The sequence below is a fragment of the Phenylobacterium sp. genome (assembly GCF_030698145.1).
GTDB lineage: Bacteria > Pseudomonadota > Alphaproteobacteria > Caulobacterales > Caulobacteraceae > Phenylobacterium.
On sequence record NZ_JAUYNW010000038.1, the window covers coordinates 15,147 to 41,068 of the forward strand.

At 69.4% G+C, this 25,922-nt stretch carries 28 protein-coding genes; 14 read left to right on the forward strand and 14 right to left on the reverse strand.

Features of this window, described 5'->3' with window-relative positions:
• Positions 1 to 7: 7 nt before the first annotated feature.
• The 5 genes from Q8Q77_RS04515 to Q8Q77_RS04535 all read right to left on the reverse strand — a co-directional run bounded on the left by Q8Q77_RS04515 (position 8) and on the right by Q8Q77_RS04535 (position 5,038).
• Complete coding sequence (locus tag Q8Q77_RS04515; RefSeq protein WP_305581604.1) at positions 8 to 460, reverse strand: OsmC family protein; 453 nt, start codon at positions 458 to 460, stop codon at positions 8 to 10.
• Entirely contained in the window at positions 460 to 2,247 is a 1,788-nt protein-coding gene (locus Q8Q77_RS04520; RefSeq protein ID WP_305581606.1) for an acyl-CoA dehydrogenase C-terminal domain-containing protein, read from the reverse strand. Before Q8Q77_RS04520 ends, Q8Q77_RS04515 begins: the two co-directional genes overlap by 1 nt.
• A 98-nt stretch (positions 2,248 to 2,345) precedes the next feature.
• Positions 2,346 to 2,819: a MerR family DNA-binding transcriptional regulator gene (locus Q8Q77_RS04525; RefSeq protein ID WP_305581608.1), complete on the reverse strand. Its 474-nt coding sequence runs from the start codon at positions 2,817 to 2,819 to the stop codon at positions 2,346 to 2,348.
• A gap of 105 nt (positions 2,820 to 2,924) precedes the next feature.
• A complete protein-coding gene (locus tag Q8Q77_RS04530) occupies positions 2,925 to 3,293 on the reverse strand; it encodes a YccF domain-containing protein (RefSeq protein ID WP_305581609.1) in 369 nt (122 codons plus the stop codon).
• A 50-nt stretch (positions 3,294 to 3,343) separates the two neighbouring features.
• Complete coding sequence (locus Q8Q77_RS04535) at positions 3,344 to 5,038, reverse strand: lysine--tRNA ligase (protein WP_305581611.1); 1,695 nt, start codon at positions 5,036 to 5,038, stop codon at positions 3,344 to 3,346.
• 118 nt (positions 5,039 to 5,156) lie between these two features.
• Between Q8Q77_RS04535 and phnD the strand changes: the two genes are divergently transcribed.
• Together phnD and Q8Q77_RS04545 are read left to right on the forward strand one after the other, a co-directional pair.
• Positions 5,157 to 6,149, forward strand: a complete 993-nt coding sequence (gene phnD, locus Q8Q77_RS04540) for a phosphate/phosphite/phosphonate ABC transporter substrate-binding protein (RefSeq protein WP_305581613.1) — start codon at positions 5,157 to 5,159, stop codon at positions 6,147 to 6,149.
• Between the two features lie 70 nt (positions 6,150 to 6,219).
• Positions 6,220 to 6,600, forward strand: a complete 381-nt coding sequence (locus Q8Q77_RS04545; RefSeq protein WP_305581615.1) for a hypothetical protein — start codon at positions 6,220 to 6,222, stop codon at positions 6,598 to 6,600.
• 4 nt (positions 6,601 to 6,604) lie between these two features.
• On the opposite strand, the gene Q8Q77_RS04550 is transcribed toward Q8Q77_RS04545, so the two are convergent.
• The gene (locus Q8Q77_RS04550) at positions 6,605 to 7,021 is read right to left on the reverse strand and encodes a PaaI family thioesterase (RefSeq protein WP_305581617.1); all 417 of its coding nucleotides are present in this window, start codon (positions 7,019 to 7,021) and stop codon (positions 6,605 to 6,607) included.
• Positions 7,018 to 7,476 (reverse strand): PaaI family thioesterase, encoded by a 459-nt coding sequence (locus Q8Q77_RS04555; RefSeq protein ID WP_305581619.1) that lies wholly within the window; start codon positions 7,474 to 7,476, stop codon positions 7,018 to 7,020. The genes Q8Q77_RS04550 and Q8Q77_RS04555 overlap by 4 nt, the downstream gene beginning before the upstream one ends.
• Before the next feature lie 335 nt (positions 7,477 to 7,811).
• On the opposite strand from Q8Q77_RS04555, the gene Q8Q77_RS04560 reads away from it, so the two are divergent.
• From Q8Q77_RS04560 to Q8Q77_RS04570, 3 genes are read left to right on the forward strand one after another with little or no spacing between them, the layout of a single operon-like run.
• Positions 7,812 to 8,822 carry a ligase-associated DNA damage response exonuclease gene (locus Q8Q77_RS04560; RefSeq protein ID WP_305581621.1) on the forward strand — a complete coding sequence of 337 codons (1,011 nt, stop codon included), beginning with the start codon at positions 7,812 to 7,814 and terminating at the stop codon, positions 8,820 to 8,822.
• Positions 8,823 to 8,868: 46 nt separating this feature from the next.
• Positions 8,869 to 9,033, forward strand: a complete 165-nt coding sequence (locus Q8Q77_RS04565; RefSeq protein WP_305581623.1) for a hypothetical protein — start codon at positions 8,869 to 8,871, stop codon at positions 9,031 to 9,033.
• Between the two features lie 34 nt (positions 9,034 to 9,067).
• Complete coding sequence (locus Q8Q77_RS04570; protein WP_305581625.1) at positions 9,068 to 10,687, forward strand: cisplatin damage response ATP-dependent DNA ligase; 1,620 nt, start codon at positions 9,068 to 9,070, stop codon at positions 10,685 to 10,687.
• Between the two features lie 49 nt (positions 10,688 to 10,736).
• Here the strand turns inward: Q8Q77_RS04570 and Q8Q77_RS04575 are convergent, their stop codons facing one another.
• From Q8Q77_RS04575 to Q8Q77_RS04585, 3 genes are read right to left on the reverse strand one after another with little or no spacing between them, the layout of a single operon-like run.
• Positions 10,737 to 12,116: a hypothetical protein gene (locus tag Q8Q77_RS04575; protein WP_305581627.1), complete on the reverse strand. Its 1,380-nt coding sequence runs from the start codon at positions 12,114 to 12,116 to the stop codon at positions 10,737 to 10,739.
• On the reverse strand, positions 12,113 to 13,033 hold the full coding sequence (locus Q8Q77_RS04580) for an ABC transporter ATP-binding protein (RefSeq protein ID WP_305581629.1): 921 nt from the start codon (positions 13,031 to 13,033) through the stop codon (positions 12,113 to 12,115). The genes Q8Q77_RS04575 and Q8Q77_RS04580 overlap by 4 nt, the downstream gene beginning before the upstream one ends.
• The gene (locus tag Q8Q77_RS04585) at positions 13,030 to 13,557 is read right to left on the reverse strand and encodes an HAD family hydrolase (protein WP_305581631.1); all 528 of its coding nucleotides are present in this window, start codon (positions 13,555 to 13,557) and stop codon (positions 13,030 to 13,032) included. The genes Q8Q77_RS04580 and Q8Q77_RS04585 overlap by 4 nt, the downstream gene beginning before the upstream one ends.
• Before the next feature lie 104 nt (positions 13,558 to 13,661).
• On the opposite strand from Q8Q77_RS04585, the gene Q8Q77_RS04590 reads away from it, so the two are divergent.
• The 8 genes from Q8Q77_RS04590 (at position 13,662) to Q8Q77_RS04625 (ending at position 21,205) form a co-directional block, all read left to right on the forward strand.
• A complete protein-coding gene (locus Q8Q77_RS04590) occupies positions 13,662 to 15,479 on the forward strand; it encodes a dipeptide ABC transporter ATP-binding protein (protein WP_305581633.1) in 1,818 nt (605 codons plus the stop codon).
• Positions 15,480 to 16,544, forward strand: coding sequence for a mannose-1-phosphate guanylyltransferase (locus Q8Q77_RS04595; protein WP_305581635.1), 1,065 nt, complete (start codon positions 15,480 to 15,482; stop codon positions 16,542 to 16,544).
• A 70-nt stretch (positions 16,545 to 16,614) separates the two neighbouring features.
• Positions 16,615 to 17,697, forward strand: a complete 1,083-nt coding sequence (locus tag Q8Q77_RS04600; protein WP_305581637.1) for a GNAT family N-acetyltransferase — start codon at positions 16,615 to 16,617, stop codon at positions 17,695 to 17,697.
• A gap of 11 nt (positions 17,698 to 17,708) precedes the next feature.
• A complete protein-coding gene (locus Q8Q77_RS04605) occupies positions 17,709 to 17,993 on the forward strand; it encodes a hypothetical protein (protein ID WP_305581639.1) in 285 nt (94 codons plus the stop codon).
• A gap of 68 nt (positions 17,994 to 18,061) precedes the next feature.
• On the forward strand, positions 18,062 to 19,264 hold the full coding sequence (locus tag Q8Q77_RS04610) for a threonine ammonia-lyase (RefSeq protein WP_305581641.1): 1,203 nt from the start codon (positions 18,062 to 18,064) through the stop codon (positions 19,262 to 19,264).
• A 10-nt stretch (positions 19,265 to 19,274) separates the two neighbouring features.
• Positions 19,275 to 19,769 carry an FKBP-type peptidyl-prolyl cis-trans isomerase gene (locus tag Q8Q77_RS04615; RefSeq protein WP_305581643.1) on the forward strand — a complete coding sequence of 165 codons (495 nt, stop codon included), beginning with the start codon at positions 19,275 to 19,277 and terminating at the stop codon, positions 19,767 to 19,769.
• 72 nt (positions 19,770 to 19,841) lie between these two features.
• Positions 19,842 to 20,405: a carboxymuconolactone decarboxylase family protein gene (locus tag Q8Q77_RS04620; protein WP_305581645.1), complete on the forward strand. Its 564-nt coding sequence runs from the start codon at positions 19,842 to 19,844 to the stop codon at positions 20,403 to 20,405.
• A gap of 8 nt (positions 20,406 to 20,413) precedes the next feature.
• On the forward strand, positions 20,414 to 21,205 hold the full coding sequence (locus Q8Q77_RS04625) for an SDR family NAD(P)-dependent oxidoreductase (RefSeq protein ID WP_305581646.1): 792 nt from the start codon (positions 20,414 to 20,416) through the stop codon (positions 21,203 to 21,205).
• 178 nt (positions 21,206 to 21,383) lie between these two features.
• On the opposite strand, the gene Q8Q77_RS04630 is transcribed toward Q8Q77_RS04625, so the two are convergent.
• The 3 genes from Q8Q77_RS04630 to purU all read right to left on the reverse strand — a co-directional run bounded on the left by Q8Q77_RS04630 (position 21,384) and on the right by purU (position 23,621).
• Entirely contained in the window at positions 21,384 to 21,833 is a 450-nt protein-coding gene (locus Q8Q77_RS04630; RefSeq protein ID WP_305581648.1) for a DUF2214 family protein, read from the reverse strand.
• 56 nt (positions 21,834 to 21,889) lie between these two features.
• Positions 21,890 to 22,711: an enoyl-CoA hydratase-related protein gene (locus Q8Q77_RS04635; protein ID WP_305581650.1), complete on the reverse strand. Its 822-nt coding sequence runs from the start codon at positions 22,709 to 22,711 to the stop codon at positions 21,890 to 21,892.
• A gap of 64 nt (positions 22,712 to 22,775) precedes the next feature.
• A complete protein-coding gene (gene purU, locus Q8Q77_RS04640; protein WP_305581651.1) occupies positions 22,776 to 23,621 on the reverse strand; it encodes a formyltetrahydrofolate deformylase in 846 nt (281 codons plus the stop codon).
• Between the two features lie 102 nt (positions 23,622 to 23,723).
• On the opposite strand from purU, the gene argE reads away from it, so the two are divergent.
• Complete coding sequence (argE, locus tag Q8Q77_RS04645; protein WP_305581653.1) at positions 23,724 to 24,905, forward strand: acetylornithine deacetylase; 1,182 nt, start codon at positions 23,724 to 23,726, stop codon at positions 24,903 to 24,905.
• Here argE and Q8Q77_RS04650 read toward each other — a convergent pair.
• Positions 24,865 to 25,911 carry a glycosyltransferase family 2 protein gene (locus tag Q8Q77_RS04650; RefSeq protein ID WP_305581655.1) on the reverse strand — a complete coding sequence of 349 codons (1,047 nt, stop codon included), beginning with the start codon at positions 25,909 to 25,911 and terminating at the stop codon, positions 24,865 to 24,867. The genes argE and Q8Q77_RS04650 overlap by 41 nt on opposite strands.
• Between the last annotated feature and the right edge of the window lie 11 nt (positions 25,912 to 25,922).

The window sequence follows — 25,922 nt, forward strand, 5'->3', positions numbered from 1 at the left end:
GGCCGGGCTAGACCACCGTCACCTCGGTGTTCACCGAATTGGCGATAAAGCATTCCTCGTGGGCCTCGTGATGCAGGTGGGCCAAGGCCGCGGCGTCGGGCGCCGCGCCCTCCCACACGATCTGTGGGTTCAGCGTCACCTTGGTCACCGCCATTCGACCGGGGGCGATCTCCTCCATGATCCCGGAGGCGTGGTCGCGATAGGCGGTCGCCACGAACCCCGCCAGCCGCGCCTTATGCAGGAAGGTCAGCATATGGCAGTTGGAGAGGGCGGCGATGAACATCTCCTCCGGATCGACCGCCGCCTCCACCGCCCACCTGCCCACCACGTGCGGCGAGGCCGAGGCGGGGACCACGGTCCCGCCGTCGAAGCTTAAGGTATGGCCGCGGCTGTAGCGGCCCTTGGCGAAATCCTCGCCCTCCTTGAGCGTCCACTCGATATCGGCCGTGTAGGTCGCCATCAGAACGCCTCCGCCGGCAGGGCCATCATCAGCTCCGAGCCGGTCTTCAGCTTGGTCAGGTGGCTGTCGGCCTCGGGCAGGATGCGCTGGACGAAGTAGCGGCCGACCACCAGCTTGTTCGAATAGAACGGGTCGCTGTCGCCAGCTGCGACCTTGGCGTTCGCCGCCTTGGCGATCAGGGCCCACATGTAGGAAAGTGCGGTCAGGCCGAAGAGGTGCATGTAGTCGGTTGAGGCCGCGCCGGCGTTGTCGGGGTTCATCAGGCCGTTCTGCATCAACCACATGGTGGCGTCCTGCAGCTTGGCCTTGGCCTCGGCGAGGCCGGCGATGAAGGGCTTGAGGGCCTCGTCGTCGCCATTGGCCTCCACGAAGGCGTCGATCTCGGCGAAGAAGCTCATCACCGCCCGGCCGCCGTCGGCCGCCAGCTTGCGGCCCACCAGGTCGAGCGCCTGGACCCCGTTGGCGCCCTCGTAGATCAGGGCGATGCGGACGTCGCGCATGTACTGGCTGACCGGGAAGTGCTCGGTGTAGCCCGAGCCGCCGTGGATCTGCACGGCGTCGGAACAGATATCGAGGCCCTTGTCGGTGAGGTAGCCCTTCACCACCGGGGTCATCAGCGCCATGTAGTCGCCCGCCCGCTGGCGCACCGCCTCATCGGGGTGCGCGTGGGCCAGGTCGCCGTGCAGGGCGGTCCAGAACAGGAAGGCCCGGCCGCCCTCGATGATGGCGCGCGAGTCCATCAGCATCCGCCGCACGTCGGGATGGACGATGATCGGATCGGCGGGGCCGTCGGGGTTCTTCGGGCCGGTCAGGGAGCGGCCCTGGAGGCGTTCCTTGGCGAAGCTGGCGGCGGCCTGGTAGGCGGCCTCGGCCTGGGCCACGCCCTGCATGCCGACCCCGATGCGGGCCTCGTTCATCATCACGAACATCAGCCGCAGGCCCTGGTTCTCCGTGCCCACCAGCCAGCCGGTCGACTCCTCGTGGCGGATCACGCAGGTGGCGTTGCCGTGGATGCCCATCTTCTCTTCCAGGCCGTCGCAATAGACGCTGTTGCGCTGGCCTGGCTTGCCCTCCGCGTCCGGAATGAACTTCGGCACGATGAACAGGCTGATGCCCCGGGTCCCCTGCGGGGCGCCTTCGATGCGGGCCAGGACGAGATGGACGATGTTCTCGGCCATGTCATGCTCGCCGCCCGAGATCCAGATCTTTCCGCCCGAGATCCTGTAGCTGCCGTCGGCCTGCGGGACCGCCTTGGTGCGCAGCAGGCCGAGGTCCGTGCCGCAGTGGGGCTCGGTCAGGTTCATGGTCCCGCCCCATTGGCCCGAGGCGAGCTTGGGCAGGTAGAGGTCCTTCTGGGCGTCCGAACCGCCGTTGAGGATCGCCGAATAGGCCCCGTGGGTCAGGCCCGGATACATGGAGAAGGCCATGTTGGCCGAGGAGCTCATCTCGGAGAACGACAGGTTCACCACATGGGGCAGGCCCTGGCCGCCATAGGCGGGCTCGGCGCCGAGCGCGGGCCAGCCGCCTTCCACCAGCTTGGCGTAGGCGTCCTTGAAGCCCGCGGGGGTGGTGACCGTGTGGTCGGGGTTCCAGGTGCAGCCCTGCTTGTCGCCGATGGCGTTGAGCGGGGCCAGCACCTCGCCCGTGAAGCGGCCGGCCTCCTCGATGATCTGCTCGACCACGTCGATGGCGGCGTCCTGGAAGCCCGGCAGGTTGGCGTAGTTCGCGATCTGCAGGACGTCGCGGAGCAGGAACACGTGATCGCGTACGGGGGGCTGGTAGGGCATGTCCGCTCCGATTGGGACGAAGAAGGGCTCGCAGCGCGCCGCGAGCCCTTCAGATAGCGCGAGGCGCGACGCCGCCGAAGCCTATTTGGCCTGTTCGTCTACTTGGCGTGTTCCAAGTCGCCCAGGCGTTCGCGCAGCACCTGGTCGTAGTCGGCGGCGCGCGGCAGCAGGTCGGGCCGCGTGGCGGCCAGGTGGGCCTCCAGGGCGTCGCAACCGGCGCGGAGTTGGCTGATGGCCTGGTCGATGTCGTGGCGCTGGGCCTCCAGCGCCACGATCCGCTCGCGGAACTTGGTCAGCGACTTGGCGTTCTGGGCCGCCCCGCCGTCGTCCAGTTCGTAGAGGTCGAGAATCTCGCCGATCTCGGCCAGGGCCAGGCCCACGCGCTTGCCGCGCAGGATCAGCTGCAGTCGCGCGCGATCCTTGTAGGAATAGACCCGGTTCATGCCGTCGCGGGCCGGGGCGAGCAGCCCCTTGTCCTCATAGAAGCGCAGGGCGCGCGGCGTGCATTTGAATTCCAGGCAGAGCTGGCGGATGGAGAAGGTGCGGTTCGGCCGGCGAAGGTCTGCGGGCATGGGCGTCCTCCCTGGACGCTTAAGTTTCTATTCCTGACAGTGTAAAAGCACGCTTCCGTTTACGTCAAGGTGATCGTTGGTAACCTGAGCGTGAGCGCCGGCCGGTCAAGTCTCGACGACGCCCTTGCCAACGGGGGTCAGAGACAGAATGGCGAGCTTCACGTGCTGCCAGGCGAAGGGGATGCCGATGATGGTCACCGCCAATCCCGCGGCCAGGATGATGTGGTGCAGCGCCAGCCACCAGCCGGCCAGGACGAACCAGAGGATGTTCAGGAGCAAGCTGGCGGCGCCCGTGTCGCGGTCGACGATGGTTTTGCCGAACGGCCAATAGCTGAAGCCGGCGATGCGGAAGGCCGCCGGGGTCCACGGCAGGCCGATGATGGTGATCGCCAGGATCGCCCCGGCGATCAGCCACAGGGTGCCGGAGATCCAGCCGCCGAGGATGAACCAGAGTAGGTTGAGCAACAGTCGCATCGGGTCGGCTCCGCTGATGGCGACCCGTACCACGGACCGCTCGCGAACCCCTAGCTCACCAGCTCGCCGGCCAGGGCCCGCTCGATGAGGGCGACGGTGCGGTCGAGGCCGAAGATGGCCGCGAAGGAGCCGAAGCGTGGTCCCTGGCTCTGGCCCAGCAGCACCTCGTAGAGCGCCTGGAACCAGCCGCGCAGCGGCTCGAAGCCCGCGACCTTGCCGGCCTCGAACACCTCGTTCTGAATGGCCTCGGCGTCGGCGCCGGCCGGCAGGGCCTTGAAGCGGGCGACCAGGTCGGCCATGGCGGCGCGCTCCTTGGCGTCCGGTTCACGGAACCGCTTCGAGGGCTTCACGAAGTCCTCGTAGTAGTTGATCGCGAAGTCGGAGAGCCGGTCGAGCAGGGGCTCGCTCTGCGGCGTGGCGCCGGGGATGTAGTTGCGGATGAAGCCCCAGAGGATCTCCTTGGTCGAGGCGTCCGCGGCCGAGACCAGGTTCAGGAGCAGGGAGAAGCTGACCGGCGAGCCCTTTTCCGGCGGCTGGCCGCCGTGTACGTGCCAGGCCGGATTGTCGATGGCAGGGCCGTTGGCGCCCTCCGCCCGGGCGCGGTTATAGGCGTCCAGCTGCTGGAGATATTCGTCGGTCGCCTTGGGGATGACGTCGAAATAGAGCCGCTTGGCCGACTTGGGCGACTGGTAGTTGTAATAGGCCAGGCTCTCGGGCGCGCCGTAGCGCAGCCACTCCTCCATGGTCAGGCCATTGCCCTTGGTCTTGGAGATCTTCTGGTTGTTCTCGTCCATGAAGAGCTCGTAGTGGAACCCGGCCGGCGGGGTCCCGCCCAGCACCTTGCAGACCTGGTTCGACAGCCGGACACTGTCGATCAGGTCCTTGCCGGACATCTCATAATCGACCTCAAGCGCGGTCCAGCGCAGGGCCCAGTCCGGCCGCCATTGCAGCTTCACGTGGCCGCCGGTCACCGGGACCTCGGCCAGGCTTCCGTCCTCGTCGCGGAACACGATGGTCCCGCGGTCCAGGTGTCGCTCGAGGGTCGGCACATAGAGCACCCGCCCGGTCTTGGGGCTGATCGGGATGAAGGGCGAATAGGTCGCCCGCCGCTCCTCGCCCAGCGACGGCAGCATGATCTTCTGGATGGCGTCGAAGCGCTCCAGGGCGATCAGCAGGGTCGCGTCGAACCGGCCGTCACGATAGCAGTCGGTGGCCGAGGCGAACTCGTAGTCGAAGCCGAAGCCGTCGAGGAAGGCCCGCAGCCGCGCGTTGTTGTGCGCCCCGAAGCTCTCATGCGTGCCGTAGGGGTCGCGGACCACGGTCAGCGGCTTGTCCAGGTCCTCGGCCAGCAGGTCGGCGTTGGGCAGGTTCGGCGGGATTTTGCGCAGGCCGTCCATGTCGTCGCTGAAGGCGATCAGCCGGGTGGGGATGGCATCGTCGGTCAGACCTCGGAAGGCGACGCGGACCATGGTGGTGCGGGCCACCTCGCCGAAGGTGCCCAGGTGCGGCAGGCCGGAGGGACCATAACCGGTTTCGAACACCACCGGCTTCAGCAGGGCCGGGAATGTCGCGACGGCCTGCGCGGCCTTGCCCTCGCCGATCAGGCTGGCGGCCAGGTCGCGCTCGCCGTCGGTCAGGCGCAGGCGCAGGATGCGGTCGAGCAGCAGGCGGGCCTGTTCGAAGGGCCAGCTCTTAGCGTCGCGGGCTTGCTGGGAGAGGCCTTGCAGGGTGTTGGTCACGGACATGGGCGGGCCGTAGCGCCCTAAGCCCCTCGCCTCAAGCGGACTTTTCGGCTCATCTCCGTCGCGAGCCTGTCACGGACGCCGCCGAAACTAGCGCCTTGGCCGCATATGGGGACGACGAATGATCGCACGGCGCACGGTTCTGGCCCTTCCCCTGGCGCTCGCCGCCTGCGCCGAACCGGCGGAGAAGAAGCCCGCCGCGCCGACCGTGCTCAACTTCTCGATCATGTCGACCGAGGGCCGCCAGACCATGATGGCCGACTGGGGTCCTTTCCTGGCCGAGATGGAAAAGCAGATCGGCATTCCGGTGAAGCCGTTCTTCGGGACCAACTACACCTCGTTGATCGAGGCCATGCGCTTCCGGCAGACCGATATGGGCTGGTTCACCAACCAGTCGGGGCTGGAGGCGGTGCGCCGCGCCAATGGCGAGGTCTTCGCTCGCACGGTGAAGCCCAACGGGCCCGACGGCTACCAGGCGGTGATCATCGTCAAGAAGGGGTCGGGGATCACGCTGGAGAAGCTGCTGGCCTGCGACAAGAGCCTGGACTTCGGCATGGGCGACGCCAAGTCGACCTCCGGCACGCTGGCGCCCATGACCTACCTGTTCTCGCCGCGCGGGGTCGATCCCAACGCCTGCTTCAAGACCCTGCGCTCGGCCAACCATGAGGCCAACCTGTTCTCGGTGGCCCAAGGCCTGCTGGACGCGGCCACCAACAACACCGCCTCCATGGAGCGGATGGGCATGATCGAGACTGATATGGCCCGCAACACGCTCAAGAACGTCGAGGTGATCTGGACCTCGCCGACAATTCCGGAGGATCCGATGGTCCGCCGCAAGGACCTGGACCCGGCGCTCAAGGCCAAGATCGACGCCTTCATGTTCAGCTACGGGGTCGGCGAAGGCCCGGAGGCCGTGCGCCAGCGCAAGATCCTCGAACGCATCCAGACCAAGCCCTTCGTCCGCGCCGACGACAGCCACCTGCTGCCGGTGCGCGAGATGGAGGCCGCCGGCCAGCTCATCCTCGCCAAACGCAAGGGCGACGCCCCGGCCACGGCGGCGGCGCAGGCCGAGCTCGCGAAGATCGCCGCCGAGAAGAAGGCGCTGGGGCTCTAGGCCGGAACCCAACCGCCACCTTGGGCGTCATTCTCTCCGAACTGGGCTCCGAGCTGGAGAGGACGCCGCCATGAACCTGCTGATCGCCAAACGCGCGCTGGGGCTGCTTTCCATCGGGCTGGGCGTGATCGCCGTCGCCTCGCCCGAGCGGGTGTCGCGGTTCTTCGGGCTGAAGTTCGAGGACGGGGCGATGAGCGCCTTCGGGGCCCGGGAGATCGCGTCGGGCGCAGGCCTGCTGTCGCCGGTCAAGCCCGGCCCCTGGTTCTGGATGCGGGTCGGCGGCGATGTCATGGACATCACCGCCCTGGCCCGCGCCATGGACCGCAGCAATCCGCGCCGGAAGTACGCGATCGCCGCCCTGGTCACCGTCGCCGCCATCGCCATCCTCGACATCGCCATGGCCGCGGAGGCGACGATGAACAAGCGCGAGAACGCGCAGGCGGCGGCCTAGCGGATTAGGTGTCGCCCGCCAGCAGGAAATGGCCGCGCAGGGCGGCGATGGGCTTGGCGCGGGCTTCCTGCCAGGCCTCCACATGCACATTGGCGATCTGGCGGCCGATCTTGCGCACGTCGGCGCGGGCGTAGGTGGTCTGGGCCTTGCCCGGGCGCAGGTACTCGATGGTCACGTCAATCGTCTTGTGCACCCGCGGGCTCTGGGCGGTCAGCGAGAGCTGCGACAGGGCCGCCATCTCCATGAAGGCGCCGATCACCCCGCCGTGCAGGGCGGGCATAAACGTGTTGCCGATCAGGTGCGGGGCGAAGGGCAGGATGGCGGTCATCTCGTCGCCGGCCAGCTCGGCGCGCATGCCGAGGAAGCGCACATAGGGCACGCGGGCGAGGAAGGCCTGCAGGCGTTCGGCGGGATCGCTCACGGCTTTGCCGGTTCTTCAGGCCGCTTCAGCACGAAGGCCGCCTGGGCCGTGGCGATCGGGTCGGCCGGGTCGGTGTCGAAGGCCTGGGCGCGGACGAAGGCGATGGAGCGGGTGATCTTGTAGCAATGGGCCTGGGCGGTGACGCCGGCGCGCGGCGCGGCGGGGCGCATATAGTCGATGCGCAGGTCCAGGGTGGCGGTGGAGAAGGCGGTGACCTTGCCCATCATGGACGAGGTTATCGCCAGTCCGCAGCAGTGGTCGAGGAGGGCGGTGACCACCCCTCCGGCGATGACCCCGGTGTCGGGATCGCCGACCAGGTCTTCGCGCCAGGGGGTGAAGATGGAGCCATGTCCGGGCTCGACGGTTACAAGTTCGAAGCCGAGGGCGGAGGCCTGGGGCACGGATTGCACCATGTTCCTAGCCAACTCGCGAAGGGCCTCTGGGAATGTGGTCATTCCCCAGGTGTGAGGCGCCTCCGCCTATCGGTCAACGTGACGGAAGGTCAAGGCCTCCACCTCAGACGGCGGTGAAGGCTTGGGTGTAGACGGCGAGCACGACGGCCAGCAGCGGGGTGGCGGCGAGGACGAGGTTGGCGAGGCCGTTGAAGGCGAAGCTCTTGTGCATGGTGGTGTCCCTCTTTTCTGGTGGGCCGCGACATCCGCAACCCGATGAGAGGGGTATATGAAACTTCTCTCGCGAATACTCGTTAAGTCTTGGTCATGACGCCTTTTTCACAATATGAATACTGTGTAATGTTCCTTAAGTCAGGTCCAGGCCCATATCCCCAGGCATGATCAAGCCCGAAGCCCTGCTCTGCCCCCGGCCCGAGGGGCTCTATTGCGCGCCCGGCGATTTCTACATCGACCCCGTCCGGCCAGTCGCGCGCGCGGTGATCACCCATGGCCACGCCGATCATGCGCGGGCGGGTCACGAGCGGGTGCTGGCCACGCCGGAGACCCTGGCGATCATGGCCGAGCGCTATGGTCAGGACTTCGCCTATGAGACCCAGGCCGCCGCCTATGGCGAGAAGATCGTCCGCGACGAGGTCGAGGTGACCCTGGTCCCGGCTGGCCACGTGCTGGGCTCGGCCCAGGCGGTGGTGCGCTGGAAGGGGCTGACCATGGTGGTCTCCGGCGACTACAAGCGCCGGCGCGATCCGACCTGCCCGGCCTTCGAGCCCGTGCCCTGCGACGTCTTCATCTCCGAGGCCACCTTCGGCCTGCCGGTGTTCCGCCATCCCGACGACAAGCTCGAGATCGCCCGCCTGCTGCGCTCGGTCGCCCAGTTCCCGGAGCGCGCCCACCTGGTCGGCGCCTATGCGCTCGGCAAGGCGCAGCGGGTGATCCGCCTGCTGCGCGAGGCCGGATGGGATCAAACCATCTATGTGCATGGCGCCCTGGAGCGGCTGAACCGGCTCTATGAGGCCCACGGCGTGCCGCTGGGTCAGCTGGCGCCGGCCACCTCGGACACCAAGCAGGCCTTCGCCGGCGCCATCATCATCGCCCCGCCCTCCGCGCTCGCCGACCGCTGGTCACGGCGCTTCCCCGATCCGGTCTCGGCCTTCGCCTCGGGCTGGATGCAGATCCGCGCCCGCGCGCGCCAGCGCGGCGTCGAGCTGCCCCTGGTGATCTCCGACCACGCTGACTGGGACGAGCTCACCGCCACGGTGGACGAGATCCGCCCGGGCGAGCTCTGGATCACCCACGGCCGGGAGGAGGCCCTGGCCCGCTGGGCCGAGCTGCACGGGATCAAGGCCCGGGCCCTGGCCCTGGTCGGCTACGACGACGAGGCCGAGGACTAGGAACGCGGGGGCCCGCGCCGCGTTGGGGCGGCGAAGGAGACGCGCCATGACCGAACCCCGCAATAAGCCCGTCCCGCCGCCCGAACCCAAGGCCGAGGGCGGCCCGAAATCCACCGAGAAGCCGCCCCCGGCCGAGACCGGCATGATCGACGAGGGCGCCCCCACGCCACGCGAGCCGAACCGCGAAGGCGGCATGATCGGGGAGGGTTGAGGCCAAGCTCGGCGTGGCGCGTTAAGCTCAGCCCATGCGCGCTTTCGCCGAGCTCCTGGACCGACTGTCGCTGACGGCGTCGCGCAACGCCAAGCTCACCCTGGTGCGCGACTACCTGGCCGAGACGCCCGACCCCGATCGGGGCTGGGCGCTGGCGGCGCTGACCGGTGACCTCGCCTTCAACGCCGCCAAGCCGGCCTTCATCCGCAAGGCGGTGGAGGCGCGGATGGACGCCACCCTGTTCCGCTGGTCCTACGACTATGTGGGCGACCTCGCCGAGACCGTGGCCCTGGTCTGGCCGGCGCGGCCGGGCGCCAACCGTGAGCCGGAGCTATCTGAGGTGGTCGACGCCCTGCGGGGCGCCTCGCGGACCGAGGTCCAGCGGCTGATCGAGGCCTGGCTGGACGGCCTGGAGACCACCGGCCGCTGGGCGCTGCTGAAGCTGATGACCGGCGGCATGAGGGTCGGCGTCTCCTCGCGCCTGGCCAAGCAGGCCGTGGCCGACCTTGGCAAGGTCGAGGTCGCCGAGATCGAAGAGGTCTGGCACGCCCTGCACCCGCCCTATGAGGACCTGTTCGCCTGGCTGGAGGGGCGTTCGGACCGGCCCTCGGCCGTGGCCCCGGGGCGCTTCCGGCCGGTGATGCTGGCCCAGGCCATCGACGAGGCGGTCGACTTCGGCAAGCTCGACCCCGCCGACTACGCCGCCGAATGGAAGTGGGACGGCATCCGGGTCCAGGCGGTGAACGAGGCCGGGGTGCGGCGGCTCTACACCCGCAACGGCGACGACATTTCGAAGACCTTCCCCGATGTGCTCGAGGCCCTGGAGTTCGAGGGCGCCATCGACGGCGAACTGCTGGTGATGCGCGACGGCGCGGTCGCCAGTTTCGGCGACCTGCAGCAGCGGCTGAACCGCAAGACCGTCGACGTGAAGACGATGCAAAGCTTCCCCGCCGCGATCCGCGCCTACGATCTGCTGGCCGACGGCGAGGAGGACACCCGCGTCCTGCCCTTCGCCGAGCGTCGCAGGCGGCTGGAGGCCTTCGTCGGCGGACTGAAGACCTCGCAGATCGACCTCTCGCCCATGCAGCCCTTCGAGACATGGGCCGAGCTCGCCGACCTGCGCCGCGCGCCACCGCCGGGCGATCCCCAGATCGCCGAGGGTCTGATGCTCAAACGCTGGGACTCGATCTACGAGGCCGGCCGGCCCAAGGGACCGTGGTTCAAGTGGAAGCGCGACCCGTTCCTGATCGACGCGGTGCTGATGTACGCCCAGCGCGGGCACGGCAAACGCTCCAGCTTCTATTCCGACTACACCTTCGGGGTCTGGACGGAGGGGCCGGACGGCAAGCGGGCGCTGACTCCGGTGGGCAAGGCCTATTTCGGCTTCACCGACGAGGAGCTGAAACAGATCGACAAGTTCGTCCGCGACAACACCGTCGACCGGTTCGGGCCGGTGCGGTCGGTCAAGGCCGACATCCATTTCGGCCTGGTGTTCGAGGTGGCCTTCGAGGGGCTGCAGCGCTCGACCCGGCACAAGTCGGGCGTGGCCATGCGCTTCCCGCGCATCAGCCGCATCCGGTGGGACAAGCCGGCCGGGGAGGCCGACGAGCTTACGACGCTGGAACGGATGCTGGCGCGGATGGAGGGGCGCTAGAGCAAAATCCGATCTGATTGGATCGGATTCTGCTCACGCCTCTTTGAATTTAGACCATTTTCTTCGCCGAACCGGTGCCCACTTCGGCGGAAAATGGTCTAGGCCCCAGCCGGCGCGCCACCAGCCCCCAGGCGATCGCCGCCTGCACCAGACCCGAGGCCAGGCTCAGCAGCGGCGCGGCGCCGAGCGGCGCGAACAGGGCCGCGCCGGTGTCGCGGTCCACCGACCAGCCGACGATCCCACCCACGCCGTAGAGCACGGCCAGGGCCACCACCGCGGCGAAGTCGCCGCGCTGCGGCCGCTCGCCCAGGCGGCACAGGGCGATGACGGCCAGGTCGCGCAGCAGGAAGGCGATCAAGGCGCCGGCCTGGGCCAGGCCCGGACCCACGAAGTCGCCCGCGCTGGCGGCGAAGGCCAGGAGCACCAGCAGGGTCGCGAGGATCAGCGGCGCGAGCGGGGCCGGCGCCAGCGGCGCGGCGCGGGCCAGGTCGCGAGCCTGGACGTGCTGGCGGAACTGACGCATCCGCACGCGGTCGGCCGGTTCGGCGAAGGCCGCGGCGTAGGCGCTGAGCGCCACGGCCAGGGCCCCGGTGGTGAGTGCGCCGGCGAGGCCGCCGTCCCGGAGTACGAAACCGCCGGCGAACACCGCCAGGAAGACCAGGAAGGCCGGCCAGACGATCGGCGCGTTCTGCATCTGCAGCTCCAGCCGCATCAGCCGCCAAGCCCCGATCACCGCCCAGCCGGCGAACAGGGTGACGGCGACCGCGCGGAAGCCATCGGCGGGCCAGTAGGTCCCGCCCCAGTCGATCAGGCCCTTGGCGCCCAGCATGGCGCTGAAGCCCTCCAGCCCCGCGCCGCGTTGGAAGCCGGCCGAGCCCGCCACCCACGACAGCAGGACGCCGCCGACGATCAGTCCGCCCAACACCCCGCCGGCCCGGGCCGTGCGGCCCTCGGCGCGGGCCTTGCGTACGCCGATCAGCGCCGCGGCCATGGACACCGCCTGCAGGAGCACGGCCAGGGCCACGAAGAAGGTCAGGGTCGAGAGCGTGCCGCTGTCGCCCCGTTGCAATCCCGCCACGGCCATCAGCACCAGGCCGGTGAGCGCGCACATCCAGGCCAGGCTGGCTCCGCCCGCGAGCTTGCCCCAGGTCATCGCCCAGGGATCGAGCGCCGAGAGGCGTTGGAAGTCCCAGGTGCGGTCGGCGATCTCATTGAGGATCGAACTGCCCGCCGCCCGTGCGCCCCAGACCATGCCGCAGGCCACGAACACCACCGCGCCCACGCCGGCCAGGCCGGTCAGGGCGCCGTAGGGATTGTTGCGCAGGACCATGATCGCCGCGCCGTAGATCATCACCAGGGTGATAGCCGCCCAGGCCACCCGGCGGGGCGCGGCCTCGAGCCAGAGATTGCGCTGGAATTCCGGGTTCATGACTGCATCTCCGGGCGGGCCTCGGCCAGGTAAGCGTCTTCCAGGGTCTTGCGGGCGGGCTGGAAGGCCGAGACCTTCAGCCCTGCGCCGATCAGCTTGGCCAGCACGGCGTCGTCGTCCTCGCCGTCGGCGGCGAGCAGGACGGCCTGGTCGCCGTCGCGGCGCTCCAGGGCGATGTCGAGCTTGCCCAGACGTTCGGCGAGATCGGCGGGTGGGCCGTTGAAGGTGACGCTGATCCGGGCGCCGTCACGCACGCCGGACCCGGCTGCGACGACGCCCCCGCCGGACACCTTGCCGTCGCGGATCATCAGCATTTGGGTGGAATAGTCCTCCAGCTCCGACAGGATGTGGGAGGAGACCACGATGGTCATGCCCTCGCGCGCCAGGCGCAGGATCAGGTCGGAGAGCGAGCGCCGCGCCTCGGGATCGAGGCCGGCGGCGGGCTCGTCCAGCAGCAGGACGCGGGGCTTGTGGACGATGGTCTGGCCGATGGCCAGGCGCTGGCGCAGGCCGCGCGACAGTTCGCCCGCCCGCATCTCCAACCGGTCGGTGAGCTGGACGCGCGCGGCGGCCTCCTCGACGGCGGCGGGAGTGGCGCTTTCCGAGACCCCGCGCGAGCGCGCGGCATAGGTCAGGGCCTGCCGCACCGACAGGTCCTCGTAGAGGCCGAAGAAGTCGGGCAGATAGCCGATCGCCCCGTGGACGCCGCGCGGGTCGTCGCGGGTGTCGAGCCCCGTGATGGAGATGATCCCCTCGGTGGGATTGTCCAGCGCCGCCATGCAGCGCAGCAGGGTGGTCTTGCCCGCGCCGTTGGGCCCGACCATGGCCAGGACCGCCCCGGCCTCGACCTTGAACGACACCCCGTGCAGCGCCCGCGCCGAGGGGTAGTCGTAGATGACGTCTTTGACTTCGATCATGCGGGAACCAGTTCCTTCCTCAGGAAGTCCATCAGGTTGTCGCTCGGGAACTTCAGGCCGCGGATGCCCGCCCGCCGGGCGGCCTCCACGTCGGCGTCCTTGTCGCCCACCATAATCGAGCGGGCCACATCGACGGGCCATTCGCGCAGGGCGCGCAGGATCATGCCGGGATTGGGCTTGCGGTCGGGCGGGTCGGGATGGCGATAGGCCTCGACCGTCGCCTCCGGATGCTGCGGGCAATAATAGTAGGCGTCGATGCGGGCGCCGGCCTCGGCCAGGCTCTCAGACATCTTGGCGTGCAGGGTCACGACGTCGTCCTCGCCGTAGTAGCCGCGTCCGACGCCGGACTGGTTGGTCACCACGAACACCAGCCATCCGGCGCGGTTGAAGGCGGCGACCGCCTCCCGCGCACCGGGGATCCAACGGAAGTCCTCCCAGCGGTGGACATAGCCGGGGTCTTCGTTCAGCACGCCGTCGCGGTCGAGGAACAGGGCGGGGCGGGTCTGGGTGTCGGGCAGGCTCACGGGCACCACTATACAGCGGCCGACGCGCCTTGGGGCTTACGCTTTCGCAATGGGCGGGCGCGAGGCTATGGTCGGCCCTCGCAGTTCTCGAGCTTGAGGTCGCCTTGGCCGGTCCCGTCCTTTCCATCGACAGTCTGAAGGTCGACTTCACCACCCACGACGGGCTGGTGAACGCCGTGCGCGGCGTCTCCCTGAACGTCCAGCGCGGCGAGACCCTGGGCGTGGTGGGCGAGAGCGGATCGGGCAAGAGCCAGACCTTCATGGCGGTCATGGGCCTGCTGGCCGCCAATGGCCGGGCGAGCGGCTCCGTGAAGTTCCTGGACCAGGAGATCCTGGGCCTGAAGCCCGGAGCCCTCAACAGGATCCGCGGCTCGAAGATGACCATGATCTTCCAGGATCCGCTGACGGCGCTCACCCCGCATGTGCGCATCGGCGAGCAGATCGCCGAACCCCTGCGCCTGCACCTGGGCATGAGCGCCAAGGACGCCATGGCCCACGCCCGGGACTGGATCGGCCGGGTCCGCATCCCCGACGCGGCGCGGCGCCTGTCGCAATATCCCCACGAGCTTTCCGGCGGCATGCGCCAGCGGGTGATGATCGCCGCGGCCATGGCCGGCGGCCCGGCCCTGCTGATCGCCGACGAACCGACCACCGCGCTGGACGTCACCGTCCAGGCCGAGATCCTGGACCTGATGGCCGAGCTCGGCCGCGAGACCGGGACGGCCATGGTGCTGATCACCCACGACATGGGGGTCATCGCCCGGCTCGCCGACCGGGTCTGCGTGATGAAGGACGGCGCCTATGTGGAAGAGGGCTCGGCCGAGGAGATCTTTGGCGCGCCCAAGTCCGACTACACCCGCGCCCTGCTGGACGCGATCCCGCGCCTGGACCGCACCGACCGGGGCGGTCGCCCGACCCTGGCCCCCGTGGCGCCGGACGCCCCGGTGATCGTCGAGGGTCACGACGTCAAGGTCTGGTTCCCGGTCCGTCAGGGGGCGTTCGGCGGCAAGCTTGCCCTGCGCGCGGTCGATGGGGTCAGCTTCCAGGTGCGCCAGGGCGAGACCCTGGGCGTCGTCGGCGAGAGCGGCTGCGGCAAGTCGACCCTGAGCCGCGCGGTGCTGAACCTGCTGCCGCCGACCGCCGGGGCGGTGACCCTGATGGGCCGCGACATCACCCATGCCGACCGCGAGAGCATGAGGGCGGCCCGCAAGGACCTGCAGATCGTCTTCCAGGACCCGCTGGCCAGCCTCGATCCGCGGATGACGGTGGGCGACTCCATCGCCGAGCCGCTGCAGGTGTTCCGGCCGAAGATGAACCACGCCGAGCGCGAGGCCGAGGTGAAGGCGATGATGCTGCGCGCCGGCCTCTCGCCCGCGCTCATCAACCGCTATCCGCACGAACTCAGCGGCGGCCAGAACCAGCGGGTCGGCATCGCCCGGGCCATGATCCTGCGGCCGAAGCTGGTGATCTGCGACGAGGCGGTCTCGGCCCTGGACGTCTCCATCCGCGCCCAGATCATCGACCTGCTGATCGAGCTGCAGAAGGAGATGGGCCTGGCGATGATCTTCATCAGCCATGACCTGGCGGTGGTGCGCGAGATCAGCCACCGGATCATGGTGCTCTATCTGGGCCGGGTGATGGAGCAGGCCGACCGCCAGCGGCTCTACGAGGCGCCGCAGCACCCCTACACCAAGGCCCTGCTCTCGGCGGCGCCGATCCCCGACCCGGTCCGCGAAAGGGCCCGGGCCCGGGTGAAGCTGGTGGGCGAACCGCCCTCCCCGCTCGATCCGCGCAGCGCCCTGCGCTTCCTGCCCTCGCGGCTCAGCGCCGACCCCCTGGCCCAGGTCTATATCCCGGAGCTGAAGGAGATCGCGCCCGGTCATCTGGTCAGCGAGTACGATCCGCCGGCCGGAGCCGCCTGAGTGACGCGCAAGATCATCCCCGTCCTGATGTCGGGCGGCGCGGGCACGAGACTGTGGCCGCTGTCGCGCCAGGCCCGGCCCAAACAGTTCCACCGGCTCGGCGGCGAACACAGCCTGATCCAGGACACCGCCCTGCGGGTCGTGGGCGAGCTGTTCGAGGCGCCCGTCGTGGTTTGCGCCGCGGCCCATGCCGACCTTGCCCGCGCCCAGCTCGCCGAGGTCGGCGTCAAGCCCCAGGCCCTGATCGCAGAGCCCGCGCCGCGCAACACGGCCCCGGCCTCCGTCGCGGTGGCCGCCTTCGGCGCCGAGCGCGACCCCGAGGCCCTGATGGTGCTGCTGCACGCCGACAACCTGGTGGCCGACGTCGCCGCCCTGCACGCCGCCATCGAGGCTGGGCGCGCGGCGGCGGAAGCTGGCCAGATCGTGCTGTTCGGGCTGACGCCCACCGGTCCGGCCACCATTTACGGCTACATCCGCGCCGATGGCCCCGGTCCGGTCCGCAAGGTCGCCCAGTTCGTCGAGAAACCCGACCTCGCCACCGCCCGGCGCTTCGTGGCCGACCCCGACTATTCCTGGAACGGCGGCATGTTCCTGTTCAAGGCGGGCGCCTTCCTCGAGATCGCCCGCGTCCTGGCGCCGGACGTGGCCGCCGCCGCCGAGGCCGCGGTGGCGAACGCCGCGCGGGCCGGGGATCTGATCACCCTGGGCGAGGCCTTCCTGTCGGCGCCCAGCATCGCCATCGACGTGGCGGTGATGGAGAAGACCGACCGCGCGGGCGTGGTGGCCGCCGACATCGGCTGGGCCGACGTGGGAAACTGGGACGCCCTCTGGACGCTGTCGCCCCGCGACGCCGACGGAAACGCCCTCGACGGGGAGGTGACGGCCGTTGAGACGCGGGGATCCCTCGCCCGCACGGACGGCCCCGCCGTGGTCCTGGCCGGCGTGGAGGACGTGGTGGTGGTGGTCGAGAACGGTGTGGTCCTGGTCACCCGCCGCGACGCGCCGGCCGCGGTGCGCGCGGCGGTCGAGGCGCTGAAGGCCAAGGGGCGCGCCGACCTGCTCTAGCCGGCAAGGTCCCGGAAAGACTTGGTCGTTATCCTCGACGGCTCAAGCTTCGGGTCCGGGGACCGCGCCTTTGCAAATCGACGTCCTTCGTCCGCAGGATCTCTCGGCCGAGCGCGTGGCGCGGTGGGCCGAGCTCCAGGCGGCCGACATCGAGCTGGACACGCCCTTCCTCGCGCCCGACTGGGCGCGGCTGGTGGAGCGCATCCAGGGCGAGGGCGCGCGCAATGTCCGCGTGGCCGTGGCCCGCCAGGACGGCCGGGACGTGGCCTTCATGCCCGTGCGCGTCGGCGCCTTCACCGCCATGCCGGCCGGCGCGCCGATGTGCGACTACCAGGGCCTGGTGGCCGAGGCGGGCGCGGTGATCGACGCGCGGGCCATGGTCGGGGCGCTCGGCGTCCACCGGCTCGACTTCTCGCACATGCTGGAGAGCCAACCCGCCTTCAAGCGCTTCGCCCGCGGCCGGTTCGTCTCCCATGTCATCGACGTTAGCGACGGCTACGAAGCCTATGACGCCGAGCGCCGCGCGGTCGGGACCTCGGTGCTCAAGGACTGCGACAAGAAACGCCGCAAGGCCGAGCGCGAGGTCGGCCCCGCCGTCTTCCAGGCCTTTTCCCGCTCCAGCGCTGATTTCGACAAGCTGCTGGAGTGGAAGCGGGCCCAGCTCAAGGCCACCGGCCAGACCGACATCTTCGAGACCGGCTGGACCCGCGAGCTGATGCGCGAGACCTTCGAAAGCCGCGATCCGGACTTCGGCGGGGTGATGTTCACCCTGCATTTCGGCGATCGCCTCGCGGCCGTTCACCTGCACCTGCGCGGCCGGCGCACGATCCACGGCTGGATCATCGCCCACGATCCGGAGTTCGAGCGTTACTCGCCGGGCCTGCTGCTGTTCCAGCACATCCTGCGCTGGATGGACGACACCCCCTATTGCCGGCTCGACCTCGGGCCGGGCGACTATCGATTCAAGCGCGACCTGGCCAATCACGGCCAATGGGTGACCCACGGCTTCGTCGGCACGCCGTCGCCGGCGGCGCTCAGCCGGGCGGTCGCCTATGGGGTGCGTCGGGTAGCGGAAGCTCTGCCCTTGGGCCAGTTTTCAGAACTTCCCGGCAAGGCGATGCGTCGCATGGACCAATGGCGGGGGCTTCGGTAGCGGATTCGGTAATGGCGATTCTTCAGGATATTCGGCGGCTTATGGGCGCCCGGCGCGACGACCAGGTCGCCCAGCGGGTGGTCAAGACCGTGAGCTGCGCGGACGGGACGCGGTTCCTCGAGATCGCGGAGCGCGAGGACGGCCTCTATCGCTACATCGAGCACTGCAAGCAGAGCGAACACGGCATGATGATCTGGAAGTCCGGGGCGCTGTCGGACCTGCACCAGAGCCTGGCCGCCGCCGAACAGGCCGCCCGCGATCAGCTCTGCTGGCTGACCTACACCCGGAAAGTCTAGACGCGGCCGCATTGCCGATTGGCGGCTCCGCCGCTAGACGTGACCTCCCGCTCCCTATCGGCCAGGCCATGACGCTTTCCATCGACGATATCCGCGCCGCCGCCGGGCGGCTGGCCGGACATATCGAACGCACTCCCTGCCGCCACTCGCGCACCCTGTCGGAAATCACCGGGGCCGAGGTCTGGGTGAAGTTCGAGAACCTGCAGTTCACCGCCGCCTACAAGGAGCGCGGGGCGCTCAACACCCTGTTGCAGCTTTCGGACAACGAGCGCGGGCGCGGGGTCATCGCCGCCTCGGCCGGTAACCACAGCCAGGGCCTGGCCTACCATGCCGCGCGCCTGGGCATCCCCGTCACCATCGTCATGCCGCGCGGCACGCCGTTCGTGAAGGTGCAGCAGACCCGCGCCCACGGCGCCGAGGTGGTGATCGAAGGCGACAGCTACGACGAGGCCTCGGCGGTGGCCATGACCCTGTGCAAGGCCCGCGACCTGGCCTTCATCCATCCGTTCAACGACCTGCAGGTGATGGCCGGGCAGGGCACCGTAGCGCTGGAGATGCTGGAGGACGTGCCGGACCTGGAGGTCCTGCCAATCCCCATCGGCGGCGGCGGCCTGATCGCCGGCTGCGCCACCGCGGCCAAGTCGATCAATCCCAGGATCCAAATCATCGGGGTAGAGCCGGCGATGTACCCCTCCTTCACCGCCAAGATGCGCGGCGTGAACGGGATCACCGGTGGCGCGACCATCGCCGAGGGCATCGCCGTCAAGAAGGTGGGCGACCTGTCCTACGCCGTCGCGCGGCCGCTGATCGACCAGGTGCTGCTGATCGAGGAGCCGCATTTCGAGCGGGCCGTGGCGCTCTACTGCAATGTGGAGAAGACGGTGGTGGAGGGCGCGGGCGCCGCGGCCCTGGCCGCCCTGCTGGCCTATCCCGACCAGTTCAAGGGCAAGAAGGTCGGGCTGATCATTACCGGCGGCAATATCGACACCCGCCTGCTGGCCTCGGTCCTGACCCGTGAACTGGTCCGCGACCAGCGGCTCGTCAGTCTACGGATCATCGGCGACGACCGCCCCGGACTGCTGGCCACCGTCTCGGCGGTGATCGGCCAGATGGGCGGCAACATCATCGAGGTGGCCCACAACCGCTTGGCCCTGGACGTGCCCGCCAAGGGCGCGGAGTTCGACATCATGATCGAGACCCGCGACGCCCAGCACACCCAGGAAATCATGGACGCCCTGCGCGATAGCGGCTACCCGCCCCGCGCTGTCTGAGGTCTTGCAAATGAAACGTCTGATCGTCGCCCTCGCCGCCGTCCTGGCGCTCGCCGGCTGCAACCGCGCGGGCGATGCGGACGCCGCCAAGGCCGCGGCCGAGGCCAAGACCTACATGGCGACCAACGCCAGGGCCGAGGGGGTCAAGAGCCTGCCGTCGGGGGTCCAGTACAAGATCGTGCGCTCGGGCGCGGCCACCGGCCTGAAGCCCGGCCCCAGTGACGAGGTGAAGGTCCACTACGAGGGCAAGCTTGTCTCGGGCGCGGTGTTCGATTCCTCTTACGAGCGCGGCGCGCCCGCCGCCATGCCCCTGCCGGCCCTGATCCCGGCCTGGAAAGAAGCCCTGCAGCAGATGCGGCCCGGGGACGAATGGGTGCTCTATGTGCCGCCGGAGATGGGCTACGGCGCCGAGGGCCAGGGCGCCATCCCGCCCAACAGCGTGCTGATCTTCCGCATCGAGCTGATCGACGTCCTGCCCGCCCCGGGGCGCATCGGCCAGGGCTGATCGGTTCGCTCTTGCGCCCAGGCTCTCTCGGCTATTTGTTGACCCGCAAAATCAGCATGGGGAAACGCACGGATGAGACTGACCAAGCCGAGGATCGCGCCGGTCCAGGACGCCGACCTGACGTCCGACCAGAAGGAAATCCTGGAGCCGATGGGCGGCCGCGTGCTGAACATCTTCCGCACCATGGTCCAGGCCCCGAAGGCCGCGAAGGGCTTCCTCGCCTGGGGCAACTATGTGCTGTCGCGGCGCAACGACCTGCCGGCCCGCGAGCGCGAGATCGTCATCCTGCGCATCGGCTACCTCTGCAAATCCGGCTATGAATGGACCCAGCACCACGCCATCGGCGTGCGCGAGGGCCTGACCCCCGACGAGATCGAGGCGATCAAGATCGGCGCCGAGGCCCCCAACTGGAGCGCCGCCGACCGCGCCCTGCTGAAGGCGTCCGACGAGCTGCACAACGACCAGTTCGTCACCGACGGAACCTGGGCCGCGCTCACCCGCCATTTCTCCGACAAGCAGTGCATGGACGTGGTGTTCACCGCCGGCCAGTACACCCAGGTCTCGATGATCCTGAATTCCTTTGGGGTGCAGCTCGATGCCGGCCAGACCCTCGATCCCGACCTGAAGGGCTTCTGACCGTGCGCTTGCAGGGCAAGACCGCCATTGTCGTCGGCGCCGGCCAGACCCCGGGCGAGACCCTTGGCAACGGCCGGGCCATGTCCCTGCTGTTCGCCCGCGAGGGGGCGGAGGTCCTCTGCGTCGACCGGCTGATCGACCGCGCCGAGGAGACCGCCTCGATGATCGTGGCCGAGGGCGGCAAGGCCGCGGCCTTCGCCGCCGACATCACCAAGGCCGCCGATTGCGCGGCGATGATCGAGGCGGCCAAGGCCCGCTGGGATCGCGTCGACATCCTGGTCAACAATGTCGGCATCGGCGGGGGCGGCGACGGCCCGGCCCATCGGGCGGAGGAAGCCGCCTTCGATCGCATCCTCTCGGTGAATCTGAAGGGCGCCTGGCTGTCCACCAAGGCGGCCCTGCCGCTGATGCGCGAGCAGGGTGGCGGCTCGATCGTCAACATCTCGTCCCTGGCCTCGATCGCCGGCGGGAACCAGGTGGCCTACGAGGTCTCCAAGGCCGCGGTGAACCGGCTGACCACCTCCACGGCCCAGGCCAATGCGGCCAAGGGCGTGCGCTGCAACGCCATCGCCATGGGCCTGATGGACACGCCGATGGCGGTGGCCGGCATCGCCTCGTCCACGGGCCAGGAACAGCAGGCGGTCCGCGACGCCCGCAACGCCCGGGTCCCCCTGGGCGGCCAGATGGGCACGGCCTGGGATACGGCCTATGCCGCCCTGTTCCTGGCCAGCGACGAGGCGCGGTTCATCACCGGCGTGGTGCTGTGGGTCGACGGCGGGATGTCGAGCCGGATTGGCTAGGGCCGCGGGGTGGAGGATCGCGCGTTCCAGATGCTCCCCCTCTGGGGGAGCTGTCACCGCAGGTGACTGAGGGGGACTTTGACTCGCTTTGGCGCGCTTCAACCCCCTCCGTCTCGCCGCTTCGCTCCGAGCCACCTCCCCCAAATCGCGCTGCGCGCTGGGGGAGGATCTGATCTCCCTACAGCCCATACCCCCGCGCCATCGCCGCGGCGAAGGCGGGGATCAGGGCGAAGACGGCCAGCTCGGCGATCAGGAATCCGCGCACCGAGGCCACGTGGTCGGGGGTGAGCGCGAAGGCGGGGTCGTCCTTGGCTTGCCGCCGCCAGACGGCGATCCGGATGGTCGGCTGCACCGACAGCACGCCCACCACCAGGAAGGCGGCGATCTTGGCCCAGAACACCCAGTTGCCGAGATAGGCGTCGGGGCCCTTCAGGCCCAGGAACACGCGCGCGAACCCCGCCGCCAGGATCAGGCCGGCGATCAGGCCATAATGGAGATCGACGATCCCCAGCCGCTTCAGGTCGTTCCCGGCCAGGCCGGGGCGGATCATGACCAGCTCTACGGCCAGGATCGCGAACAGGGCGAAGACCAGCAGGTGGTGGGCGATGGCGAGGACGAGGTCGGTCACGGCGGCGCTCCCAGGACAGGCCGCGACATTCGCCTTACTCGCTTACGATGTAAATACTAAGCCTTGTCGCCGGTCCGGTAGTCGCCGAACGCGCTGTCGCGGGCGGTGAGCGCCTGGGTCACGCCCTGCCGCATCTGGGCCATGTATTCGCGCGAGGCCTTGGTGTGCCAGCCCAGGGCATGGACGTCGGTGGCCGCCCGGATGCCGGTGCGCATGCCCATGGCCTCCATCTGCCGGTGGACGGCGCGCTTGTTGAGTTGGGCCAGTTCCGGGTCGACCTTGGCCACACGGATCGCCATGGCCAAGACCTCCTCCTCAAGCTTGTCGGCGGGGAAGGCGCGGTTGGCGAAGCCCAGCCGCACGGCCTCGTTCCCATCGATCGAGTCGCCGGTCAGCATTTGCTCCATGGCCGCCCGCATGCCCATCAACCAGGCGTGGGAGTGGTTGTCGGCGGGGCTCATGGTGCGCACGGCCGGGTAGCCGATCTGGGCGTCCTCGGCGACATAGACCAGGTCGCAGGAGGTCGCGAGTTCCGAGCCCCCGGCCAGGCACCAGCCGTGCACCTGGGCGATCACCGGCTTGGCCAGGTCCCAGACCTTGAAACAGCCCTCGACCACGTGGCGCGCCCACTGGCCCTGGTTTCCCGCCGTGTGCCAGGGCTGCTCGCCCAGGCCCGCCAGGTCATAGCCGGAGGAGAAGCAGGTCCCTGCCCCGCGCACGATCATCACCCGCACCTCGGGGTCGCGGTCGCCGGCCTCCAGCGCCGCGTAGATTTCGGCCCGCAGGGCGTTTGACAACGCATTGCGCTTGTTTGGCCGGTTCAAGGTGAGGCGGCGCACATGCGGCGCGGGCTCGTCGATGAGTAGGTCGTCGGCCATGGGGTCCTCCCGGGACTTTGGAGGGAGGCTAGGCGCCTGCCGTCCCGGCAGTCCAGGGCGTTCCCTAGTCCGTGAAAACCACGGTCTTGGCGCCGTTCAGCAGCACCCGATCCTCCAGCTTCCAGCGCACGGCGCGGGCCAGGACCCGGCGCTCGATGTCGCGGCCCTTGCGGATCAGGGCGGCGGGCGTGTCGCGGTGGCTGATGCGCTCGACGTCCTGCTCGATGATCGGGCCCTCGTCGAGATTGGCGGTGACGTAGTGGGCCGTGGCGCCGATCACCTTCACCCCGCGCTCGTGGGCCTGGTGATAGGGCCGCGCGCCCTTGAAGCCCGGCAGGAACGAGTGGTGGATGTTGATGCAGCGCTCTTCCAGCTTGGCCGACAGCCCCTCGGACAGCACCTGCATGTAGCGGGCGAGGACCACCAGCTCCGTCCCGGTCTGCTGGATCAGCGCCCAGATCGCCGCTTCCTGCTCCAGCTTGGTGGCGCGGGTCACCGGCAGGTGGTGGAAGTCCACGTCGGTCATGTCCAGCTTGGCGTAGGTCTCGATGGGGTGGTTGGACACCACCGCGGAGATGTCCATCGGCAGCTCACCACGGCGCCAGCGATAGAGCAGGTCGGCCAGGCAGTGGTCCTGCTGGCTGGCCAGGATCATCACCTTCTGGCGGACCTTGGGGTCGCGCAGGCTCCAGCGCATGGAGAAGCCTTCCGCCAGGTCGCCGAAATCGGCGCGCAGGGCGCCGAGGTCGGCGCCGGGGGTGGCGGCGAACACCACCCGCATGAAGAAATGGCCGGTCTCGACGTCGTCATATTGCTGGGCGTCGAGGATGTTGGCCCCACGCTCATAGAGGAAGGTCGAGACACGGGCGACGATGCCCGGCTGGTCGGGACAGGAGAGGGTCAGGATCATGGCGCCGCTCAAAGCCTCGAAATTCTGCGAGGCGTCAAGTTCCGGACGCCGATCAACCTCATCGCTTGGAGCCGGAGCGCCGCCGGGGCTAGGGTCCGCGCCATGCCCTCAGCCGAAGCCCTGACGCCCCGCGCCATCGACATCCTTGCGAGCCTGGTGGCGTTCGACACCACCTCGCGGCTCTCCAACCTGGCGCTGATCGAGTGGGTCGAGGCCTATCTGGACGGCCACGGCGTGGCCCACCGGCGGGCGCCCAACCACGACGGGACCAAGTCGAACCTGCTGGCGACCGTCGGCCCCATCGTCGAAGGCGGGGTGGTGCTGTCGGGACATACCGACGTGGTGCCGGTGGACGGCCAGGCCTGGGTCACCGATCCCTTCGTGCTGACGCCCAAGGACGACGGTCGGATCTATGGGCGCGGGACCTGCGACATGAAGGGGTTCCTGGCCCTGGCCCTGGCGGCCGTGCCGGACCTGGCGGCGGCGGACCTCAAGAAGCCGGTGCACCTGGCCTTCTCCTATGACGAGGAGATCGGCTGCCTGGGCGCGCCCGACCTCATCGCCCTGATCGAGAGCGAGCTGCCGCGCCCGGCCCTGGTGGTGGTGGGCGAACCCACCGACATGGTGGCGGTGTCGGGTCACAAGGGCATTTCCAGCTTCGTGGTCACCGTGACCGGCAAGGAGGCCCACTCCAGCCAGACCCATCTGGGCGTCTCGGCCAATATGGAGGCGGTCAAGCTGATGGCCGCGCTGTCGGACCTGGCCGACCGGCTGGAGCGCGAGGCCGACCCCGCCTCGGCCTTCGTGCCGAAGCATACGACCCTGACCATCGGCCTGGTGCATGGCGGCACCGCCGGCAACATCCTGGCGCGGGAATGCAGCTTCCAGTTCGACCTGCGCTGTCCGCCCGGCCAGGACCCGCTGGAGGTCCTGGAGCCCTTCTTCGGCCAGGTCGCCGCCACGGACGCCGCCATGAAGGCCCGCTTCCCGGAGGCCGGCGCGAAGATCTCCCGGCGCTCGGGCACGCCGGCCATGTCGGTGGAGAAGGACGGGGCGGCCGAGGCCTTCGCCCGGCGGCTGGCCGGCGACAACGGCCCGGCGCGGGTGGTGCCCTACGCCGCCGAGGCCGGCCAGTTCCAGCAGGCGGGGTTCTCGACGGTGATCTGCGGCCCGGGCAGCATCGACCAGGCCCACCAGGCCAACGAGTTCGTCGAGCGCTCGCAGATGGAGCGCGGGGCCGCCTTCATGGCTCGCCTGGTCGATTGGGCCGCACGCGGCGAATGACCGGACGGCGGCCGGTGAGGTCGCGGGGGTTCCAGGTCATGGCCCGGGCGATGGCCCAGGCCGAGACGCGGCGGCGGGCCTGGACCTCGCGCCGGCTCTTCAGGATGGTCGGCAGGCCCTTCAACGACGCCTTGAACGCCCGCCAGACGATACCGGCGTGGGGCCGGTTCTCACGGCGCGAGGAAATGTAGATCACCGCCAGCAGGTGCAGCGGCACCACGATCGGCAGCAGCGGCCAGGGCGTGTCCTTATAGATTCCGTAGAAGCGGTTGCGGGTGCCGTGGAAGACCGCGAACTCCGACTTCCGTCCCCCGGTGGAGGCCGAACCCACGTGGCGGATCACCGCCTTGGGCGCCAGCACCGTCGGCTCCCCGGCGAGCTGCAGGCGGTAGCCCAGGTCGACGTCCTCGGAATAGCAGAAGAAGAACTCGTCGAAGCCGCCCTGCTCCAGGAAGAGCCGGCGGTCGATCATCATGGCCGCGCCGCAGGGGCTGAACACCTCGCCCTCCGGCACCTCGTCCGGACAGCGCGACATGTAGCCGCCGCGATAGGGGATGCCGTAGCCGCTCATCACGTCGCCCAGGCCGTCGAGCAGGGCCGGGTCCTCGTCCATCAACTGGCGCGAGGTGAAGGAGCGCACGGGCGGATGGCGCGCCGAGGCCGCCACCAGCTCCGCCAGCCAGTCGGGGGCGGCGAAGGCGTCGGGGTTCAGGAACGCCAGCCACTTGCCGCGCCCCTGCCGGGCGCCCTGGTTGCCGGCCCCGGAGAAGCCCAGATTGGCGGCATTCTCGATCAGCCGCATGGCCGGGAACGCCCGCGCGATGGCCCGGTCGCCGGGGTCGGGCGAGGCGTTGTCGATGATCAGCGTCTCGAAGTCGGTGAAGGTCTGGGCCGCCAGATGCTCCAGGCAGGTGCGCAGGGTCGGGCCCGAATTGAAGGCGATCACGCAGACGGTGATCAGCGGCTTATCGGCCTTGGCCTTGTCTTCCTGCGCGGGGTCGTCCATGCGGTGGCGGT

Coding starts and splice junctions, on each gene's coding strand:
- Q8Q77_RS04515 (WP_305581604.1), bottom strand. CDS start 460: ATGGCGACCTACACGGCCGATATCGAGTGGACGCTCAAGGAGGGCGAG.
- Q8Q77_RS04520 (WP_305581606.1), bottom strand. CDS start 2,247: ATGCCCTACCAGCCCCCCGTACGCGATCACGTGTTCCTGCTCCGCGAC.
- Q8Q77_RS04525 (WP_305581608.1), bottom strand. CDS start 2,819: ATGCCCGCAGACCTTCGCCGGCCGAACCGCACCTTCTCCATCCGCCAG.
- Q8Q77_RS04530 (WP_305581609.1), bottom strand. CDS start 3,293: ATGCGACTGTTGCTCAACCTACTCTGGTTCATCCTCGGCGGCTGGATC.
- Q8Q77_RS04535 (WP_305581611.1), bottom strand. CDS start 5,038: ATGTCCGTGACCAACACCCTGCAAGGCCTCTCCCAGCAAGCCCGCGAC.
- phnD (WP_305581613.1), top strand. CDS start 5,157: ATGATCGCACGGCGCACGGTTCTGGCCCTTCCCCTGGCGCTCGCCGCC.
- Q8Q77_RS04545 (WP_305581615.1), top strand. CDS start 6,220: ATGAACCTGCTGATCGCCAAACGCGCGCTGGGGCTGCTTTCCATCGGG.
- Q8Q77_RS04555 (WP_305581619.1), bottom strand. CDS start 7,476: ATGACCACATTCCCAGAGGCCCTTCGCGAGTTGGCTAGGAACATGGTG.
- Q8Q77_RS04560 (WP_305581621.1), top strand. CDS start 7,812: ATGATCAAGCCCGAAGCCCTGCTCTGCCCCCGGCCCGAGGGGCTCTAT.
- Q8Q77_RS04565 (WP_305581623.1), top strand. CDS start 8,869: ATGACCGAACCCCGCAATAAGCCCGTCCCGCCGCCCGAACCCAAGGCC.
- Q8Q77_RS04570 (WP_305581625.1), top strand. CDS start 9,068: ATGCGCGCTTTCGCCGAGCTCCTGGACCGACTGTCGCTGACGGCGTCG.
- Q8Q77_RS04575 (WP_305581627.1), bottom strand. CDS start 12,116: ATGAACCCGGAATTCCAGCGCAATCTCTGGCTCGAGGCCGCGCCCCGC.
- Q8Q77_RS04580 (WP_305581629.1), bottom strand. CDS start 13,033: ATGATCGAAGTCAAAGACGTCATCTACGACTACCCCTCGGCGCGGGCG.
- Q8Q77_RS04605 (WP_305581639.1), top strand. CDS start 17,709: ATGGCGATTCTTCAGGATATTCGGCGGCTTATGGGCGCCCGGCGCGAC.
- Q8Q77_RS04610 (WP_305581641.1), top strand. CDS start 18,062: ATGACGCTTTCCATCGACGATATCCGCGCCGCCGCCGGGCGGCTGGCC.
- Q8Q77_RS04615 (WP_305581643.1), top strand. CDS start 19,275: ATGAAACGTCTGATCGTCGCCCTCGCCGCCGTCCTGGCGCTCGCCGGC.
- Q8Q77_RS04620 (WP_305581645.1), top strand. CDS start 19,842: ATGAGACTGACCAAGCCGAGGATCGCGCCGGTCCAGGACGCCGACCTG.
- Q8Q77_RS04635 (WP_305581650.1), bottom strand. CDS start 22,711: ATGGCCGACGACCTACTCATCGACGAGCCCGCGCCGCATGTGCGCCGC.
- purU (WP_305581651.1), bottom strand. CDS start 23,621: ATGATCCTGACCCTCTCCTGTCCCGACCAGCCGGGCATCGTCGCCCGT.
- argE (WP_305581653.1), top strand. CDS start 23,724: ATGCCCTCAGCCGAAGCCCTGACGCCCCGCGCCATCGACATCCTTGCG.
- Q8Q77_RS04650 (WP_305581655.1), bottom strand. CDS start 25,911: ATGGACGACCCCGCGCAGGAAGACAAGGCCAAGGCCGATAAGCCGCTG.